Raw genomic sequence first — 16,320 nt, 5'->3', positions numbered from 1 at the left:
TACTGAGCCCCCCGGGTTGAATGCCCCCCCCCCCCGCCCCCCCCCCGGCGGAGCTGCCACCCAACTGGGGGGGGGGGGGGGGCGCCCCCCCCCCCCCCCCCCCCCCGGGGGGGGGGGGCGCCGCCCCCCCCCCCCCTTCCGTGCGTGCTGTCACCGGCCGGTGCGCGTGCCGGTCGGACCGGTCAGACCAGCCCGGCGTCCGACACGGCGCGGCCGTTGACGCCGCCGCGGTCAGCCTCCGGCGGCAGAACCCCCCGTCCGCCACGCAGCAGCTCCGCCGCGTACGCACTCACCGCGTCACCGCGGCGGGCCGTCAGGCCCACCTGATGCTCCTGAAGTGAGAGGTCGTGCTCGTCGCGCCGCATCCGGGTCCGGCGCTCGATCTCGTCCCTCTCCTTCGCGTACTCCTCGACGGCCCGCCGCTCCTCGGTGTCCACGCGCTCGGCGAAGACCCGTTGGGCGGACGCGGCGCGCATCTTGAACAGCTCGTCGTAGCCGGTCGTTCCACCGAAGAACTTCACCACCACCGGCAGGCAGTCGATCGCCACGAAGAACAGCCGGATGGCCCAGGTGCCGACGAAGAGGGCGAAGCTCTGCCCGGAGAGGGTGTGCAGCGCGTCGAGCCGCTCCAGGAACCCGATCGCCCCCTGGTGGCTGCGCTCCTCCTCGACGCGCCCGTTGATCTGCTCCTCACGGCTCCTCTCGAACGTGGCCACCGCCCTGCCGAGCCGGGTCTCCAGGTCCGCGACGCGCCCCCGCAGGGTGGCCAGCTTCGCGGCGTTCTGGGCCACCGGGTGGGTCCGGGCGAACTCCTCGGCGTCGGCGTTGCGCTGCCGGCACAGCGGCCCCGCCCCGCGGCGTCCGGTGAAGCCGTCGCGCTCGCTCCCGCCCCCGACGCACTCCTTGACCGCGTCGGAGCGGAGCCGGGCGAGCGCGTCGGTGTCCCGCTTGACGGTCTTCTCCAGCGCCGCCGCCTCGCCACGCAGCCCGGCCAGCTCACGCGTGACCGACGCGGGCGTGGCGGCGAAGGCCAGCGTGAAGCCCCGGCACTCTGCGGTGACGACGTCCCGCTCGGCGGTCGCCCGCTCCTCGCCGTTGCACTTGACCAGGTTGGTCCGAAGCGCGTCGAGCTGCCTGCCGCGCTCGTCCTGGACGTGCTGCACGATGGCGGTCTCGAAGATCCGCATGATGAGCGGCTCGGCGATGATGAAGCCGAACATCAGCGCCACGGTGAGCCGCATCACCAGCGAGCCGACCCGCCGGGCGTTGCCCGCCATGCTGGTGACCAGCAGCCGGTCGAGGTTCAGCACGAACACGGCCCAGAGCAGGGCGGGCACCAGGTGCATAGCGGAGAATGCGCCCAGCGACTGGTTGATCGCCATCAACATCGAGAACCCGGCGACCAGGGCGGTGCCCAGCACGACACCACCCAGCGCCGTGTGGCGGGCACGTTCGTGCCAGACCTCGCGAAGCAGGGGCTCGTCCACTCCGGCGAGCGCACGCAGGAGGCGGGGCGGTTCGACACCGTGGGGGCGGCTTACCCGGTCGGCCTCCTCCCGACCTGGCCGCTTCCGGTGCTCAGGCAATGTCTTCCTCGCTCGGAATGGCGTCCGGCTCCGACCGGTCCCCGCCGGGGCTGACGCCGCGACCGCCGGCCCGACCGGCGCCGAGCGGGATGGTCTGTCCGCCCTCGGTGACCGCGGGCGCCTCGCTCGCCCCCATGCGGCGCCCGGCCACCTCGTCGAGCAGTTGCATCGGGTCGACGGGCATGCGGTCGAAGTACCCGCGGTCGACCATCATCTGGAGCGTCTCGCCGAGCTGACGGCGGCGGTCCCGCTCGTCCTCCCGCATCCGCTCGGCCACCTGCCCGACGTTGACCTCGTGCCGGACCACCCCGAGGGCCTCGGCGGAGGCCGGCCCGGCGGAGAGCAGGTCGGCGTACCGGTTGACCTCTCCGTTCTCCCAGGCCACGTCGATCCGCCCGACCTCGTGCTCCCACTCCTTGTCCCGGATCCGGCGGCGCTGGTCCCGCAGGTCCGCCGAGGGATGCACCAGAACCGAGGAGAAGCCGATCGACATCCCCCGCACCGCCGGCGGCACCAGGGTGCAGTACGCGGTGATCTGCGCGTCGACCAGCCGACGAACCTCGTTGATGTCGTCGATCCGGTAGTTGAGGCCCAGGCTCTTCAGGTCCCGGTCCTGAGCCAGGTGGTTGTACAGCACGGCGGAGAGATCCATCAGGCCGGACTCGGCCACGGTCTCCGGCGCGAGCACCTGACAGCGGAACGTCGCCGCGATGGTGAAGTCGTCGGCCGCGCTGATCGAGGGGATGACGAACTCGCAGGTGACCATGGAGGCGCGCCGCTGCACGACGCTGACGGCGACGGCGTGCACCACCACGTCGTCGGTGAGGTCGATGTGGCGGTCTCCGTAGAGCCGCTGGCGGCCGCCCACCTCGAAGACATAGACGCCGCCGGGCGGCACTGGCGGCAGGTCGGCTTCGTTGCGGCGGGCCGACAGGAACAGCCGCCGGGGTACGGGGGGCAGGGTCTTCTCACTCAGGACCGGGTAGAGCATTTCAGTCTTGGCCCTTCCTCAGGGTCGACACGAACGGATCAGCGCAGGGCAGGTCGGGTGGTGCGGGCGAGGGCGGTCAGCAGGGCGGTCACCACCGGACGGAAGGCGTCGGCCTCCCCGAACGGGCCCCGCAGCGCCCACGCCAGGTCGCGGCGCAGCAGCGCGCACTCCTCGGGGGAGAGTTCCGCCCGTACGGCGTCGCCGAGCTGGCCGACGGCGTCCTCGGCGGCGGGCTCCCGCGCGAGCGCTTCCAACGTGGCGCGCAACGCGTCGATGGCGAGCCCCCGGTGCGGCAGGCTGCGCAGCGCCTCGGCCCAGAGCGCCCCGACCGTCGTGGCGGCCGTGGGCCGCAGCCGGAGCAGGTACGCCACCATCGGCTCCTCGCGGTCGAGGTGCGCGACGCTGAGCACCTCCAGCACCGCCTCGATCGCGTGGCCGTGCTGGCGCAGGTCGAACGCTGCGGTCAGGGTTCGGCGCAGCCGGAGGAGCAGGCGTTTGAGCAGGGCAATCGAGCCGTCCAGGTCGGCCGCGGTGGCGCAGAAGAGCAGACCGAGCGAGCGGACCGCCATCACCCGGATCCGCTGCCCTCGGGTGGACAGGTGCCACAGCCAGCGTTCGGCCTCGGTCGGGTAGCGGATGCCGAGCGGCCCGCCGAGCGCCATGGCCGCCGTCACGGCGCAGTTCTGGCCGGCCCCGTCCGTCCAGCTGAGCACCGTTCGGAGGGCCATCGGGGCGAGGACGTCGTCGCCGGCCATGAACGACACCGTCGACACGGCCGTGAACCGGGTGGCGGCGCTGCCGGCGGCCCACGAGCCCAGGAGGTCACGGGCCTCCCCGGCGGCGCTCCGGTTACGCGCGAGCAGAGTGACTCCGAGCGCGAGCTGGAGCCGGGTGTCCAGGTCCCGGATGGCGGCGAGTTCGTGCATCCACAGGCGCAGCGGCTGCCAGAGCTGGTAGTCGCACTCGTACAGCTCCCCCAGCACGTGCTCGCGCATCGAGTCGGCGACGAACACGATCCGCCGCTCGTCCCCCAGGTCGTCGTCGAGGGTGGTGCCGTCCTGGCGGGTGATGAGGCCGCCCTCGCGGTGCAGCCCTCGCCGGCCCTGGATCACCACCGCCGGCGTCCGCGCGGACCCGGTGTCGACGGTCACCGTCCGGAGGGCCTCCGCGCGGTCGATCTCCCGAAGCCTGGCGTACGCGCGCTCGAACGTGCGCTCCGGCAGCTCGTACGCGAACGCCAGCGCCGCCACGGTGAGCAGTTCGTCCCACCCCGACGCCTGGTTAAACCACTCCTCAACCCGGTGTCGGGCGGTCCTCTCGACCTCGTCGAGCGCCGCCTCCACCCCCTGCGGCAGCCGGTCGAGCAGCCGGACCACCTCGGCGGGACGGCCGAGTTCGATGGCGTGCTGCCGGATCCGCGCCCGGTCGGCCTCCGGCAGCGGGCACCCGGACCCGTCCCGTAGGCGGCCTTCGAGGATGGTGACCGGGTCCGGGCGGTGCCAGGCGACGACGTGACCAGCCCGCACCCGCAGCAGGGCGGCCCGCGGTTCGGTGGTGATCACCAGGAAGGCGCCGGCCTTCTCCAGGCGGTCGCTGAGCCGCGCCAGGTCGAACTCCTGCACCACGCCGTCGCGGCGCTCGCCCATCCAGTCCAGCAGAGCGTAGCCACGGTCGCGCAGGTAGTCGTACTCGACGAGCTGCGCCAGCGCCATGGCCGGCGACAGGCCGGTCACCTCACCGACCAGCCCGGTCGCCTCCTGCAACAGGGCGAAGGCGGAGGCGCGCCGGCCGATGCCCTCCTCCCCCGTGAGAACGACCAGGTGGCTCCCGCGGAGCGCGTCCAGCGCGGTGGCGAAGCAGGAAGGCCGCGCGTAGTACCGCAGCGCGTGCCCGATGTCCGCCGGCCGGAGCCGGCCCACCAACGCCGGGGTCGCGAGGGTGCCCCCGGAGACCCCGAAGGTGGCGTGTGCCGCGTGCACCTGCCCGTAGAACTTGTTGATGACGCGTGCGCCGTACCGCTGGTCGTCGAGTCCCACCTCGTCGTCCCCGGCGGCGGAGGGAACCGGCGGGGACACCACCGGCCCGTCCGGGGGAGCTGGGTCGTCGGTGTCGGCCGGTCCGGCGGGTGCTGTCCCCTCGTCATCCATGGACACCCCCGGAGATGCCGAAGGTGGCGTGTGTGGCGTGCACCTCGTCGTTGAACACGTTCGTCACCAGGCCGGCGCGGTCCCCGCCGGATCGCGCCGGGCGGTGGCGCGGGGCTTCCGGCCTCGCGTTGGTGGCCTGGTCGGCCGCCCCGCCGCTGGCGCCGTCGAGGTCGAGCCGGTGCACATCGGCACCGAGCACCCGGAGCCAGGCGACGGCCCGGTACTCCTTCTCGGACACCTCTACCCGACGGAAGTCGTCCGCGCCCAACGTCGTGTGCCCCTGGCCGATCACGTCGGTGAACACCCCGTCCGAGACGATCAGCGCCAGGTTCACCGACCGGGCGAGCTTGAGCGCGCTGCGGATCGGCGCGGAGTTCAGCAACCTGCTCACCACGACCACGCCCTGACCGGCGAACCCGTTGTCGGCCCGGTACGCGACGCCCGTGTGCAGGGCCATCCGCAGGCGTAGCCGCTCCGCCGGATCCCGGGACCGGTTGAACCGGGCCAATTCGGCGTCCAACTGCCGGGGGAAGTCGTCGACCACCCGGGGCTCGTCCGGTCCGAGCGGCACGAGGGACAGTTCCTCGTCCCCCACGCCCTGCCGAATCCAGGTGGTCCGGTCCAGCTGCGCCCGGGCGGCAGCCTCGTCCAGGAGCTGGACCAGCGTCCTCTGCATGTCGTGCTGGGCGCGATCGTCGCGCCCGCCGTAGCCCTCCGCATCGACAGAGACGCAGAGCCTTCGGCCGAACTGCTCGTGAAGCTGCATGAACCAGCGCTCCCGTAACGGTGGGTGGTGTGATTTCTGCCCACCCACTGTTCGTGGGATCAGCTGTCCAGACCCCTCACAAATACGGGTTCGGACTGTCAGCTACGCGATCAGGGCAGGGTTCACCCGCGGGGCGACGAGCGCCCGACAGCGGATCACCGAATTGTAGTCAGGCCATCACCAAGGGCAATAGTGTCGAGCGGTGCCGAGCGGTCAGCTCCAGAGCCGACGCAGCGCGACCCCGGCCTCCAGCTCCAGCAGCTTCACCTTGCGCGGCAGGCCGCCGCCGAAGCCGACCAGCCGTGCCCCCGCGCCGACGATCCGGTGGCAGGGCACGATCACCGGGATCGGATTGCGGTTGCAGGCCACCCCGACGGCCCGCGCCGCGCCCTGGTCCCCCACGGCCTTGGCCACCGCCCCGTACGTCATCGTCTCCCCGTACGGGATGCGGGTCATCTCCCGCCACACCGCCCGCTCGAACTCGGAGCCCCGGCGCACCGCCACCGGCACCGTGAACTCGGTCAGCTCGCCGGCGAAGTACGCCCGCAGCTCCGCCACAGCCCGCCCGGACAACTCGTCACCGGGCGTCTCGGCCGCCGCCACCCGCCCGAAGTGCGCGCCGCACACCCCGGCGTCGTCGGTGGCCACGGAGAACTCGCCGATCGGCGAGTCGAGGACGGTCCAGCGCACACCCCCATTCTTCCCTCCCGGTCCGACCTCGCCGCGACCAGGCCGCCCGACGAGGCAAGATTCCGGCTCCGGTGGGCGTCTTGACCATCGGAGGTGGGCGGTGACTGAGGTGACCGACGGGGAGTTCACCGCGTTCGTCAACGAGCGGGGCCCGGCCCTGCTGCGCTTCGCGTACGCCCTGGCCGGCAGCCAGCACGGCGCGGAGGACCTGCTCCAGAACGCGCTGGCCAAGGCGTACGCGCGCTGGCCGCGGATCCGGGGCGACGCAGAGCCGTACGTGAAGAAGATCCTGTACCACGACCAGGTCTCCGGCTGGCGGCGCCGCTCCCGGCGGCCCGAGGTGCCGGTCGACGTGCTGCCCGAGCCCCCGGCTGAGCGGGACAGTGGGCACGACGTCGATCTGCGGATGCTGCTGCGGGACGCACTGCTGACGCTGCCGCCCCGGCAGCGGGCGGTGCTGACCCTGCGGTACCTGGAGGACCTGAGCGTGGAGCAGACCGCCGCCCTGCTCGGCTGCCGGACCGGGACGGTGGCCAGCCAGGCGTCCAGGGCGCTGGCCAAGCTCCGGCAGTTGGTGCCCGACTTCGTCGACCACGCCGACCGGCCGGAGGTGAACCGATGAACTCGTCCGCCGAGGAGGCGCTGCGGGCCGCCCTACACGGACTCGCGGGCGAGGCCCGTGCGGTCCCAGACCTGGCGGCCGGTGCGTTGCGGCGCGGCCGGCGGGTGCGGACCCGCCGTCGGGCGATGGTGGTGAGCGTCTCATTGCTCGCCGTCGCCGCCGTGATCCTGCCGTTCGTGCTGCTGCGGCACCGCCCGCCGGTCCTGCCGGCGGTGCCCGAGCCGACCGCCAGCGCGACTCCCGGCCCGGACCTGCTCCCGACCCCGGGTCGGAACTGGACGGCGTCGCCACTGGTCCTGCCGGGAGACTGGGTGGTCGGCAGTGCCCTGCGCGACGGCACCGGCTGGGTGCTGGACCGGAGCCGGAACCGCTACCAGCGCGCCGACGGCTACGCCGGGGTGTGGCCGGCACCGAGGGGCGCGTTCGCCGCCCTCGTCGACGCCGGCCGGCCCCTGGAGATCGGACTGGGCGACACGGCCCGGGGCCGGACCAGTTGGATCCGCGTCGGCCTCACCGTCGGGCCGCCGCAGTGGTCGCCGGACGGTCGGCGGCTGGTGGTGACGATCAGCGACAAGGAGACCGGGGGACGGTTCATCGGCGTCCTCTCCACGGACGGCGGGTTCCGTCGCTACCCCGTCGACACCGTGCGCTACTTCTGCACCGACTACTGCTTCTTCACCTGGACCCGGGGCGGCCGGGAGTTGGCACTCCAACAGACCGACGCGTTCGCCCCCCGGTCCGAGTCGGCGCGGCACCCCCGCCGGGGCGTGCAACTCTTCTCCGCCGACGACGGCCGGCCGACCCGGTTCGTGGCCGTGCCCGGCGACCCGGTCGGCCCGTGGGCCTGGTCGCCGGACAGCCGGCTGGTGGTGGTGCAGGGCCAGACCGAACCACTGCTGGTGGAGACTGCCACCGGCCGGGTGCTCCGGGCCCTGCCGACGGCCGACGTCGCCTTCGTCTCCGACGACCGTCTCCTCTACCGGCGTCCGTACGGCTACCGGGACTACGTGCTCGCCGATCCGACCGGACGCGAGTTGGCCCGGCAGCCCGTGCCGCGCGAGGTGGCCACCCTGGAACTCTCCGCCACCCCGCGCTGAGCGTGCACCGGCCCCGCCTCCGGCGGTGCGCCCCTGCCCCGTGGCCTCCACCTGACGCGCCCTGCCCCACCGCCCCCGCCAGGCGTGGGCCACGGCCGCCGGGTGACCTTGCGCGGCGGCGCTACCGTGCAGCTCATGGCCTCGGGGACGCTCATCTTCCTGATCATCGGCGGGGCGGGCGTCGCCGTGCTGGCGCTGGCCCTGCTCGGCGCGGAACTGTTCCAGTTCGGCCATCCCGACGTCGACGGGCCGGTGTCCGTCGAGGCGGTCGCCGGCTTCACCGGCGCGTTCGGCTTCGGCGCCGCGATCGTCAACGAACTGCTCGGCGGGCGTACCCCCGGGATGATCACGGCGGCGGTGGCCGGCGGCGCGCTGGCGGCGGTGCCCACGGCCTGGGTCGCGGTCCGGCTCAGCCGGGCGGCCCGTACCATGCGGACCGACCCCACCCCGACCCGCAACGACCTGATCGGCGCGCTCGGCCTGGTGGTGACCCCGGTTCCGGTCGACGGGTACGGCGAGGTCCGGGTCCGCGTCGCCGGCCAGCCGGTGAAGCTCAACGCCCGCGCGGACGAACCGATCCCGGTCGGCGCCCGGGTCTTCGTGGTGGAGGCCCTGAGTGAAACCAGCGTGTACGTCGAAACCTACTGAGCCCTGCCGCAGGGACCCACGAAACCTCTAACCCCTCGGAGCGGAAGTCGCATGCCCCTTCTCATCGCCATCGGCGGCGTGGTTCTCCTCGTCGTCTTCCTCCTCCTCTTCGTGCTCTCCCGGATCAAGGTCGCCGGGCCCAACGAGGCGTTCATCGTCACCGGCCGCAGGGGCCGGACCACGCACACCGCCGACGGCGGCCGCTCCACTGACAACTCCGGGCAGAAGGTCGTCCTCGGCGCGTCGGTCTTCGTCCTGCCGGTGGTGCAGAAGATCCAGTCGCTGGACCTGTCCAGCCGTCGCATCGACGTCGGCATCAAGGGCGCGGTGAGCAAGCAGGGCATCCGAGCCGACCTGCACGGCGTCGCCATCGTCAAGGTCGGCGGCACCGAGGACGCGATCCGCGCCGCCGCTCAGCGTTTCCTGCACCAGCAGGACGAGATCGACAACTTCACCCGCGAGGTGCTGGCCGGCGCGCTGCGCTCGATCGTCGGCCGGCTCACCGTCGAGGAGGTCATCCGGGACCGGGCGGCGTTCGCCAGCGCGGTGGCCGAGGAGGCCGAGCACTCGATGACCAACCAGGGCCTGGTGCTGGACACCTTCCAGCTCCAGGACATCGTCGCCGAGGGGTCGTACCTGCAGGACCTGGGACGCCCGGAGGCGGCCCGGGTGCTCAAGGACGCCTCGATCGCCGAGGCCCGGGCCCGGCAGCAGGCCGAGCAGGAGCGGCTGCTGGCCGAGGAGGCCATCGCCGAGGCGAACCGGAACCTGTCGCTGAAGCAGGCCGCCATCCAGGCCGAGATCGACGCCGCGAAGGCGAAGTCGGCGGCAGCCGGCCCGCTCGCCCAGGCCGAACGGGACCAGGCGATCCTCTCCGAGCAGCAGAAGGTGGCCGAGCGCAACGCCGAGCTGAAGCAGCGCCAGCTCGACACCGAGGTGCGCAAGCCGGCCGACGCAGCCCGTTACAAGGTGGAGCAGGAGGCCGAGGCGGCCCGCAACGCGGCCGTGCTGAACGCCGACGCCCAGCGGCAGGCCACCATCGCCGCCGCGCAGGCCGTCGCCGAGCAGTCCCGGCTCACCGGTGAGGGCGAGCGGGCCCGCCGGGCCGCCCTGGCCGAGGCGAACGCGATCGAGGGCGCCAAGGAGGGCGAGGCCGAGCAGCGCCGGCGCTCCGCGATCGCCGAGGCGGTCGAGCGGGAGGGACAGGCCGAGGCCGCGGCCATCCTGGCCAGGGGGCAGGCCGAGGCCGACGCGATGGCCCGCAAGGCCGAGGCGTTCGCCGCGTACGGCGAGGCGGCGGTGCTGGACCTGCTGGTCCGGGTGCTGCCGCAGGTGGTCGAGGCGGCCAGCGCGCCGATCGGCGCGATCGACAAGCTGACGGTGATCTCCACCGACGGGGCGTCCTCGCTGACGAAGTCGGTGGCGAGCAACGTGGCGCAGGGGCTCCAGCTCGGCACCGACCTGACCGGCATCGACCTGGCCGGCCTGCTCGCCAAGCTGGGCGGAGGGCAGAACGCCACTGCGGCGGCCGACCACGGCGGCCGGGCCGCTGTGGACGGAAGCACCGGCGACCGCTGAGTCACGCCGAGGCCGGGCGGACCCGCAAGCGGGTCCGCCCGGCCTCGTTTGCGGGGCACGGGAGAAAAACCGGCGCCCGCCGGACCTCCCCGGTGTGGGGCGGTACCGACGGGCGCCGGGTCGGTGCGGGGGTTGTCAGGCGAGAGCGATGGTGAACTGCTCCGCGGAGGTGACCGAGGTGCTCTTGGCGATCAGCGGCTTGGTGCCACCGGCCTCGGCCGTGACGATCATGCTGTTGGCGTTCGAGTACAGGTGGACGGTGCCGTCCGGGTGGTGCCAGCCGACGAAGAAGGCTTCCCCGTCGATGACCTCGGTGCTATTGGCCAGCAGCGGCGCAGCGCCGCCGTTCTGTGCGACCACGTACTTGTTGTTGACCAGCGCGCGGAGGGCGACCCACCCGCCGCCGAGGTCGACGAGCTCGTACTTCTCCCAGGCGCCGGCGGAGGTGCCGCGGGCGATCAGCGGCTTGGTGCCGCTGGTCTCCGCCGTGACGAATTTGCCGTTCACCTTGGCCTGCATGCTGACGATCGGGTTCGGTGCCTCGAAGTCGAACTTCTCCCACGCGCCGATCGAGGTGCCGCGGGCGATCAGCGGCTGGTTGCCGCCGCTCTCCGCCACGACGTACTTGCCGTTGATCTGCGCCTTGAGGCTGATGCTGCCGTCGGTGTTGTTGAACAGCTGGAACGTCTCCCACGGGCCGATCGCGGTGCTGCGGGCGATCAGCGGCTTGGTGCCGGCGCTCTCCGCCACGACGTACTTGCCGTTGGTCTTCGCCTTGAGGGCGACCAGCCCGCTGCCGGCGGAGACGACGTCGAACTTCTCCCACGCGCCGAGCAGCGCGCTACGGGCGATCAGCGGCTTGGTGCCGCTGCTCTCCGCCGAGACGAGGAGGTCGTTGACCCGGGCCCGGAGGCCGACGGAGCTGCGGCTGACCGGGGCCGCATTCACGTGCAGCAGCCGGTCGATGCTGCCCGTCGGGCCGAGCACCGCGCCGGAGATCCCGTTGGTGACGATGGCGTCGCGCACCTGCTGCGGGGTCCAGCCCGAATGCTGGCCGAGGAGCAGGGCGGCGGCGCCGGCCACGTGCGGGGCGGCCATCGACGTGCCGTTGATCGTCTCCTGCGCGTCGGTGCCGCCGATCCAGGCGGAGGTGATGCCGACGCCGGGGGCGAACGTGTCCAGGCAGGAGCCGTAGTTCGAGAAGGCGGCCATCATGTCCACCCGGTCGGTGGCGCCCACGGTGATCGCGGCTCCAGCCCGGGCCGGCGAGTACGAGCAGGCGTCGTCCGCCTCGTTCCCGGCGGCGACGGTGTAGCTGATGCCGGAGGCGATGGAGGCGGCGACCGCGTCGTCCAGCGCCAGGTCCGCCGGGCCGCCGAGGCTCATGTTCGCCACCGCCGGCTTCTGGGCGTTGTTGGTCACCCAGTCGATTCCGGCGACGACCTCCTCGGTCGTGCCGTAGCCATCGCAGTTGAGCACTCGCACCGCGACGAGGTCGACGTCCTTGGCGACGCCGTACGTGGTGCCGCCCACGGTGCCCGCCACGTGCGTGCCGTGCCCGAGGCAGTCGGACTCGATCCCGTCGGCGACGGCGTTGAACCCGAAGCTCGCCCGGCCACCGAAGTCCTGGTGGTCGATGTTGATGCCGGAGTCGATGACGTACGCGGTGACGCCGCTGGCCGACCCCGGGTACGTGTACGAGTTGTTCAGCGCGGGGGTGGTCTGGTCGATCCGGTCCAGGCCCCAGGAGGGCGGGTTGGCCTGGGTGTCGCTCGCGGAGTACTTGCGGACCGGCTCGACGTACGCGACGCCCGGATCCGCCGCCAGGCGCCTCGCCTGGGCGGGGGTGAGCTGCGCGGAGTAGCCGCGCAGGGCACCGGTGAAGACCTTCCGGACCGTACCGCCGTTGGCCTCCGCCAGGGCCTTCACCGTGCTGCGGGTGACGCTCGGGCTGGCCTTGCCGTTCTTGAGCTTCACGATGTAGCGGCCCGGCACGACGCTCTTGTCGGCTTTACCGGCCTGCGGGCGCTTCGGAGCGGTCAGGGCCGGCCGCACCGGACCCCCGGCGGCGTCCGGGCTGACCGCGCCCGGGCTGGCCTGTGGGTTCGGGGTGGTCGGGTTGGCCACCGCGGTGCCACCTGTGGTGGCGCAGACGATGGAGGTCACGGAGGCAAGCGCGAAGCCGGCCACCGTAGAGCGGCGCATTACGCCACGATTTCTCAAAGAAAACTCCCCGTTGCAGCATCAACCATCCAGCTCGGATGGCCGAGGAATGATGATTCCGGCCTCACACTGATGGACAGGAGGCCTGGATGATGTTGCACCATCATGGACGGTCGTCAAAGGGAATTACCTCAGCCGATCGGTCGATACGGTGCCGACTCGGCGTCAATTTCCCGACTGTATGGACCATCGGAACCCTCGGCGGAGCCCTCGGTCAGCCGGCGATGCCCTGCTCGCGGGCCCAGCGCAGCAGCTCCGCCTCCGCCTCGTCGCGGTCCAGCGGGCCGCGCTCCAGGCGCAGCTCCTTCAGATGCTTCCAGGCCCGGCCGACGACCGGCCCCGGTGGCACGCCGAGCAGTTCCATGATCGCGTTGCCGTCCAGGTCGGGGCGGACCCGGGCCAGGTCCTCCTCGGCCTCGATCCGGGCGATCCGCTCCTCCAGCGCGTCGTAGTCCGCCGCCAGGGCGGCGGCCTTGCGCCGGTTGCGGGTGGTGCAGTCCGAGCGGGTCAGCTTGTGCAGCCGGGGCAGCAGCCCTTCGGCGTCGGTGACGTAGCGGCGCACCGCCGAGTCCGTCCACTCGCCCCGGCCGTACCCGTAGAAACGCAGGTGCAGGTTGACCAGCTTGACCACCTGCGTGATGACGTCCTTCGGGTACTTCATGGCCTTCATCCGGGCCTTGGTCAGCCGGGCGCCGACCACCTCGTGGTGGTGGAAGCTGACCCGGCCGTCCGGCCCGACCGCCTTGGTGGCCGGCTTGCCGACGTCGTGCATCAGCGCGGCCATCCGCAGCACGAAGTCGCAGCCGCCGGTCTCGTACGACACGGCGTTGCTGACCACGGTGAGGGTGTGCTCGTAGACGTCCTTGTGCTGGGCGTGCTCGTCGATCTCCAGCTTCAGCCCGGTCAGCTCGGGCAGGAAGCGGTCGGCCAACTCGGTGTCGACCAGCAGCCGCAGCCCGGTGATCGGGTCCGCGCCGCAGAGCAGCTTGGTGAACTCGTCGCGGATCCGCTCGGCGGTGATCCGGTCGAGGTCGGCGGCCATCCGGGCCATCGCGGCGCGCACGTCCGGGTGGACGGCGAAGCGGAGCTGGGCGGCGAACCGGGCCGCCCGCAGCATCCGCAGCGGGTCGTCGCCGAACGACTCGGCGGGGGTGCCGGGGGTGCGGACCACCTTGGCGGCGAGGTCGTCGAGGCCGCCGTGCGGGTCGGTGAACCGGTGTTCGGGCAGGCTGACCGCCATCGCGTTGATCGTGAAGTCGCGGCGCTTCAGGTCGTCGGCGAGGTTGGTGCCGTACTCGACGACGGGGTTCCGGCTGACCTGGTCGTACGCCTCGGCGCGGAAGGTGGTGATCTCCAGCCGCAACCCGTCGCGCTGGCAGCCGATGGTGCCGAAGTCGCGGCCCGTCTCCCAGACCGACTCGGCCCAGCCCTTGATGATCCGCAGGGTCTGGTCGGGGTGGGCATCGGTGCAGAAGTCCAGGTCGTCGCCGAGTCGACCGAGCAGGGCGTCGCGTACCGACCCCCCCACCAGGTGCAGCTCGTGGCCCGCCTTGGCGAACCGGCGACCCAGCTCGTCGGCGACGGGGGAGACGCGGAGCAGTTCGGCGACGGCGTTGTGCTGCGCGGCGGTGAGCTCGCGGCGGTCAGCGGCGTGGGGAGCGGAGGCTTCGGACATGGGATCGCCAGCGTATCGGGCCGGTGGAGGAACTGATCCGCCGGGCGCGGGTCAGCGGTGGGGTTGACTATGGTCATGTGGTGCGGGCCGGTGCCCGGCTCCGAGACGTACCCCATGGAGGCTGGAAGATGAGCGGCGGTCTGTACCGCAGCGCGAACGCCGCGCAGGGCGGCGGCCGGCCCCCGGGCGACGACGCCACCTTCATCTCCGCGGAGCCGTTGAACCAGCCCGCTGTGGAGGCGACCGCACCCCCGCAGGAGGTGGTCGCGGAGACCAGCGCCGCGACGAACAGCGCGGTGATGGCGATCGGCAGCCTGGTCAGCCGGGGCACCGGCTTTCTGCGCACGCTCGTGCTCACCGCTGCGCTGGGTGGTGCCCTGGTCGGCGACGCCTACACCACGGCGCAGATCTTCCCGGGGATGGTCTACGAGTTCCTGCTCGGCGGCATCCTGACCAGCGTCCTGGTCCCGGTGCTGGTGCGCCGGCGCAAGACCGACGACGACCGGGGCCAGGCGTACGCCCAGCGGCTACTCACCCTGGCGGTGATCGCGCTGGCCGTCGCGGCGGTGATCGCGGTCGCGATCGCCCCGGTGCTGACCTGGCTGTACGCCAGCGACCAGCAGACCGGCGACTATCGCGGCCTGGTCAACGCGCTGTCCCGACTGATGCTGCCGATGATCTTCTTCACCGGCCTGAGCGCGCTGATCAGCGCGGTCCTCAACACCCGGGGCCACTTCGCCGCCCCGATGTGGGCGCCGATCCTCAACAACATCGTGGTGATCGCGACCGGCGGCCTCTACATCGCGATCTTCGGTGCGAAGATCGTCGAGCCGGACGAGATGACGTTCGGACGCATCCTGTTGGTCGGCGGGGGCACCCTGCTCGGCGTGGCGATCCAGGCGGCCGGCCTGCTGCCGGCGCTGCGCAAGGTCGGCTTCCGCTGGCGGTTCCGCTTCGACTTCGGCAAGCTCGGCCTCGCCGAGCTGGGCCGGCTCGGTGCCTGGATGTTCTGCTACGTCGCGGTCAGCCAGATCGGCCTGATCGTGGTGTTCAACCTGCTCAGCCGGGCCAGCGGCGAGAAGGCGGCCGGCCCGCTGATCTACAACAACGTCTTCCTGCTGTTGATGATGGCGCACGGCATCATCGCCGTATCGATCATCACGGCGCTGATGCCCCGGATGAGCGCCGCCGCCGCCGACGGCCGGTACGCCGACCTCGCCGCCGACCTGTCCCGGGGCACCCGGACGGTCACGGCGGTCCTCGCCCCGATCGGGGTCTGCTACGCGGTGCTCGCCGCCCCGATCGCCTTCGCCCTGTTCCAGCACGGCGCGTTCACCGAGCAGAACGCCCGGGACACCGTCCCGGTGCTGGTCGTGGCGGGCATCGCGCTGGTGCCGTTCGCGATCAGCCAGCTCTTCACCTTCGCCTTCTACGCGCTGCCGGACACCCGGACCCCGGCCCTGACCAACATCCCGGTGGTGGGGCTGCGGGTGGCCGTACAGATCGGCCTCTTTTCGCTCTTCGCGGCGAGCTTCGCCGCCGCCGGGATGATGCTCGGCAACGCCTTCTCGTACGTGGCGGCAGCCGTCATCTCGGCGTGGCTGCTGCGCGGCCGGGTGGGGCGGATCGGGATGGGGCAGATCAGCGGCACGTTCGTGCGGGTGGCCGTCGCCGCCGCCGGGGCCACCGTCGTCGGGTTGCTGGTAGTGAAGCTGCTGCCGGGCGACGACGCACCCACCCTGGTCCAGTCGGCGGTGCAGATCGTGGTCGGCGGCGCGGCCATCGGTGGGACGTACCTGGGGCTGGCCATGGTGCTGCGGATCAGGGAGATCACCGAGGTGATCGGGATGGTCCGCAGCCGGATCGGGCGCTGACCCGGGGCCACGCCGGGTCCGACCGGCAGGTGCCCGGCCCCGGCTGGCACGCAGGGTGACTGGGGATCACCAGGCTGGGGATACACCTGTGGATAACTCAGCGATTCGCGGGTCAGCGACCGTAAGTGCCTGTGGACAACCAGCCGAAAGGTTGAGCATGGCGAGCCGTTGGGTGGGGAATCCGGGCGGCGGAACCGGCCCGCCACACCGGCATGGCCCCTGCGACGACTACTTGCGGTCAACCTCTAGATTGGCCAGTACATGTGCCAGCAACGCGGCCGACAACGGCCGTAACCGGACGAGTCCGGCATGTCCCGGCACCTCCGCCGGGTACGGCGGGAAGATGACATGTCGGCGAGACGGGCAACCCGGGTAAGGTCGCTCTCGACGGGTACGGCTGAGCCAGGCGTTCCACGTCGGCAC

At 72.3% G+C, this 16,320-nt stretch carries 12 protein-coding genes; 5 read left to right on the top strand and 7 right to left on the bottom strand.

Annotation, left to right across the window (positions count from 1 at the left end):
• Positions 1-182: 182 nt before the first annotated feature.
• The 5 genes from ACFYZF_RS19040 to ACFYZF_RS19020 form a co-directional block, all read right to left on the bottom strand.
• The gene (locus ACFYZF_RS19040) at positions 183-1,487 is read right to left on the bottom strand and encodes a DUF4407 domain-containing protein (protein WP_387022345.1); all 1,305 of its coding nucleotides are present in this window, start codon (positions 1,485-1,487) and stop codon (positions 183-185) included.
• Positions 1,488-1,578: 91 nt separating this feature from the next.
• A complete protein-coding gene (locus ACFYZF_RS19035) occupies positions 1,579-2,577 on the bottom strand; it encodes a hypothetical protein (RefSeq protein ID WP_387022342.1) in 999 nt (332 codons plus the stop codon).
• 38 nt (positions 2,578-2,615) lie between these two features.
• On the bottom strand, positions 2,616-4,724 hold the full coding sequence (locus ACFYZF_RS19030) for a hypothetical protein (protein WP_387022340.1): 2,109 nt from the start codon (positions 4,722-4,724) through the stop codon (positions 2,616-2,618).
• Positions 4,717-5,490, bottom strand: coding sequence for a hypothetical protein (locus ACFYZF_RS19025; protein WP_387022337.1), 774 nt, complete (start codon positions 5,488-5,490; stop codon positions 4,717-4,719). The genes ACFYZF_RS19030 and ACFYZF_RS19025 overlap by 8 nt, the downstream gene beginning before the upstream one ends.
• A gap of 213 nt (positions 5,491-5,703) precedes the next feature.
• Positions 5,704-6,180, bottom strand: coding sequence for a methylated-DNA--[protein]-cysteine S-methyltransferase (locus ACFYZF_RS19020; protein ID WP_387022334.1), 477 nt, complete (start codon positions 6,178-6,180; stop codon positions 5,704-5,706).
• A gap of 100 nt (positions 6,181-6,280) precedes the next feature.
• Here ACFYZF_RS19020 and ACFYZF_RS19015 point away from each other — a divergent pair, with 100 nt between their 5' ends.
• From ACFYZF_RS19015 to ACFYZF_RS19000, 4 genes are all read left to right on the top strand, one after another.
• Positions 6,281-6,802, top strand: coding sequence for a SigE family RNA polymerase sigma factor (locus ACFYZF_RS19015; RefSeq protein ID WP_387022331.1), 522 nt, complete (start codon positions 6,281-6,283; stop codon positions 6,800-6,802).
• A complete protein-coding gene (locus ACFYZF_RS19010) occupies positions 6,799-7,899 on the top strand; it encodes a hypothetical protein (RefSeq protein WP_387022328.1) in 1,101 nt (366 codons plus the stop codon). Before ACFYZF_RS19015 ends, ACFYZF_RS19010 begins: the two co-directional genes overlap by 4 nt.
• A gap of 135 nt (positions 7,900-8,034) precedes the next feature.
• Entirely contained in the window at positions 8,035-8,547 is a 513-nt protein-coding gene (locus ACFYZF_RS19005; RefSeq protein ID WP_387022325.1) for an NfeD family protein, read from the top strand.
• A 51-nt stretch (positions 8,548-8,598) separates the two neighbouring features.
• Positions 8,599-10,125 (top strand): flotillin family protein, encoded by a 1,527-nt coding sequence (locus tag ACFYZF_RS19000; RefSeq protein ID WP_387022323.1) that lies wholly within the window; start codon positions 8,599-8,601, stop codon positions 10,123-10,125.
• Between the two features lie 135 nt (positions 10,126-10,260).
• Here the strand turns inward: ACFYZF_RS19000 and ACFYZF_RS18995 are convergent, their stop codons facing one another.
• Positions 10,261-12,330, bottom strand: a complete 2,070-nt coding sequence (locus tag ACFYZF_RS18995; RefSeq protein ID WP_387022320.1) for a S8 family serine peptidase — start codon at positions 12,328-12,330, stop codon at positions 10,261-10,263.
• Positions 12,331-12,562: 232 nt separating this feature from the next.
• Positions 12,563-14,023, bottom strand: a complete 1,461-nt coding sequence (locus ACFYZF_RS18990) for a CCA tRNA nucleotidyltransferase (protein ID WP_387022318.1) — start codon at positions 14,021-14,023, stop codon at positions 12,563-12,565.
• Between the two features lie 128 nt (positions 14,024-14,151).
• On the opposite strand from ACFYZF_RS18990, the gene murJ reads away from it, so the two are divergent.
• Entirely contained in the window at positions 14,152-15,897 is a 1,746-nt protein-coding gene (murJ, locus tag ACFYZF_RS18985) for a murein biosynthesis integral membrane protein MurJ (RefSeq protein ID WP_387022315.1), read from the top strand.
• The last annotated feature ends 423 nt before the right edge of the window (positions 15,898-16,320 follow it).

The organism is Micromonospora sp. NPDC001898, assembly GCF_042891255.1.
GTDB lineage: Bacteria > Actinomycetota > Actinomycetes > Mycobacteriales > Micromonosporaceae > Micromonospora.
This window is presented reverse-complemented; position numbering and strand designations above follow the sequence as displayed.

Coding starts and splice junctions, on each gene's coding strand:
- ACFYZF_RS19000 (WP_387022323.1), top strand. CDS start 8,599: ATGCCCCTTCTCATCGCCATCGGCGGCGTGGTTCTCCTCGTCGTCTTC.
- ACFYZF_RS18995 (WP_387022320.1), bottom strand. CDS start 12,330: ATGCGCCGCTCTACGGTGGCCGGCTTCGCGCTTGCCTCCGTGACCTCC.
- ACFYZF_RS19010 (WP_387022328.1), top strand. CDS start 6,799: ATGAACTCGTCCGCCGAGGAGGCGCTGCGGGCCGCCCTACACGGACTC.
- ACFYZF_RS19035 (WP_387022342.1), bottom strand. CDS start 2,577: ATGCTCTACCCGGTCCTGAGTGAGAAGACCCTGCCCCCCGTACCCCGG.
- ACFYZF_RS19005 (WP_387022325.1), top strand. CDS start 8,035: ATGGCCTCGGGGACGCTCATCTTCCTGATCATCGGCGGGGCGGGCGTC.
- ACFYZF_RS18990 (WP_387022318.1), bottom strand. CDS start 14,023: ATGTCCGAAGCCTCCGCTCCCCACGCCGCTGACCGCCGCGAGCTCACC.
- murJ (WP_387022315.1), top strand. CDS start 14,152: ATGAGCGGCGGTCTGTACCGCAGCGCGAACGCCGCGCAGGGCGGCGGC.
- ACFYZF_RS19030 (WP_387022340.1), bottom strand. CDS start 4,724: ATGGATGACGAGGGGACAGCACCCGCCGGACCGGCCGACACCGACGAC.
- ACFYZF_RS19025 (WP_387022337.1), bottom strand. CDS start 5,490: ATGCAGCTTCACGAGCAGTTCGGCCGAAGGCTCTGCGTCTCTGTCGAT.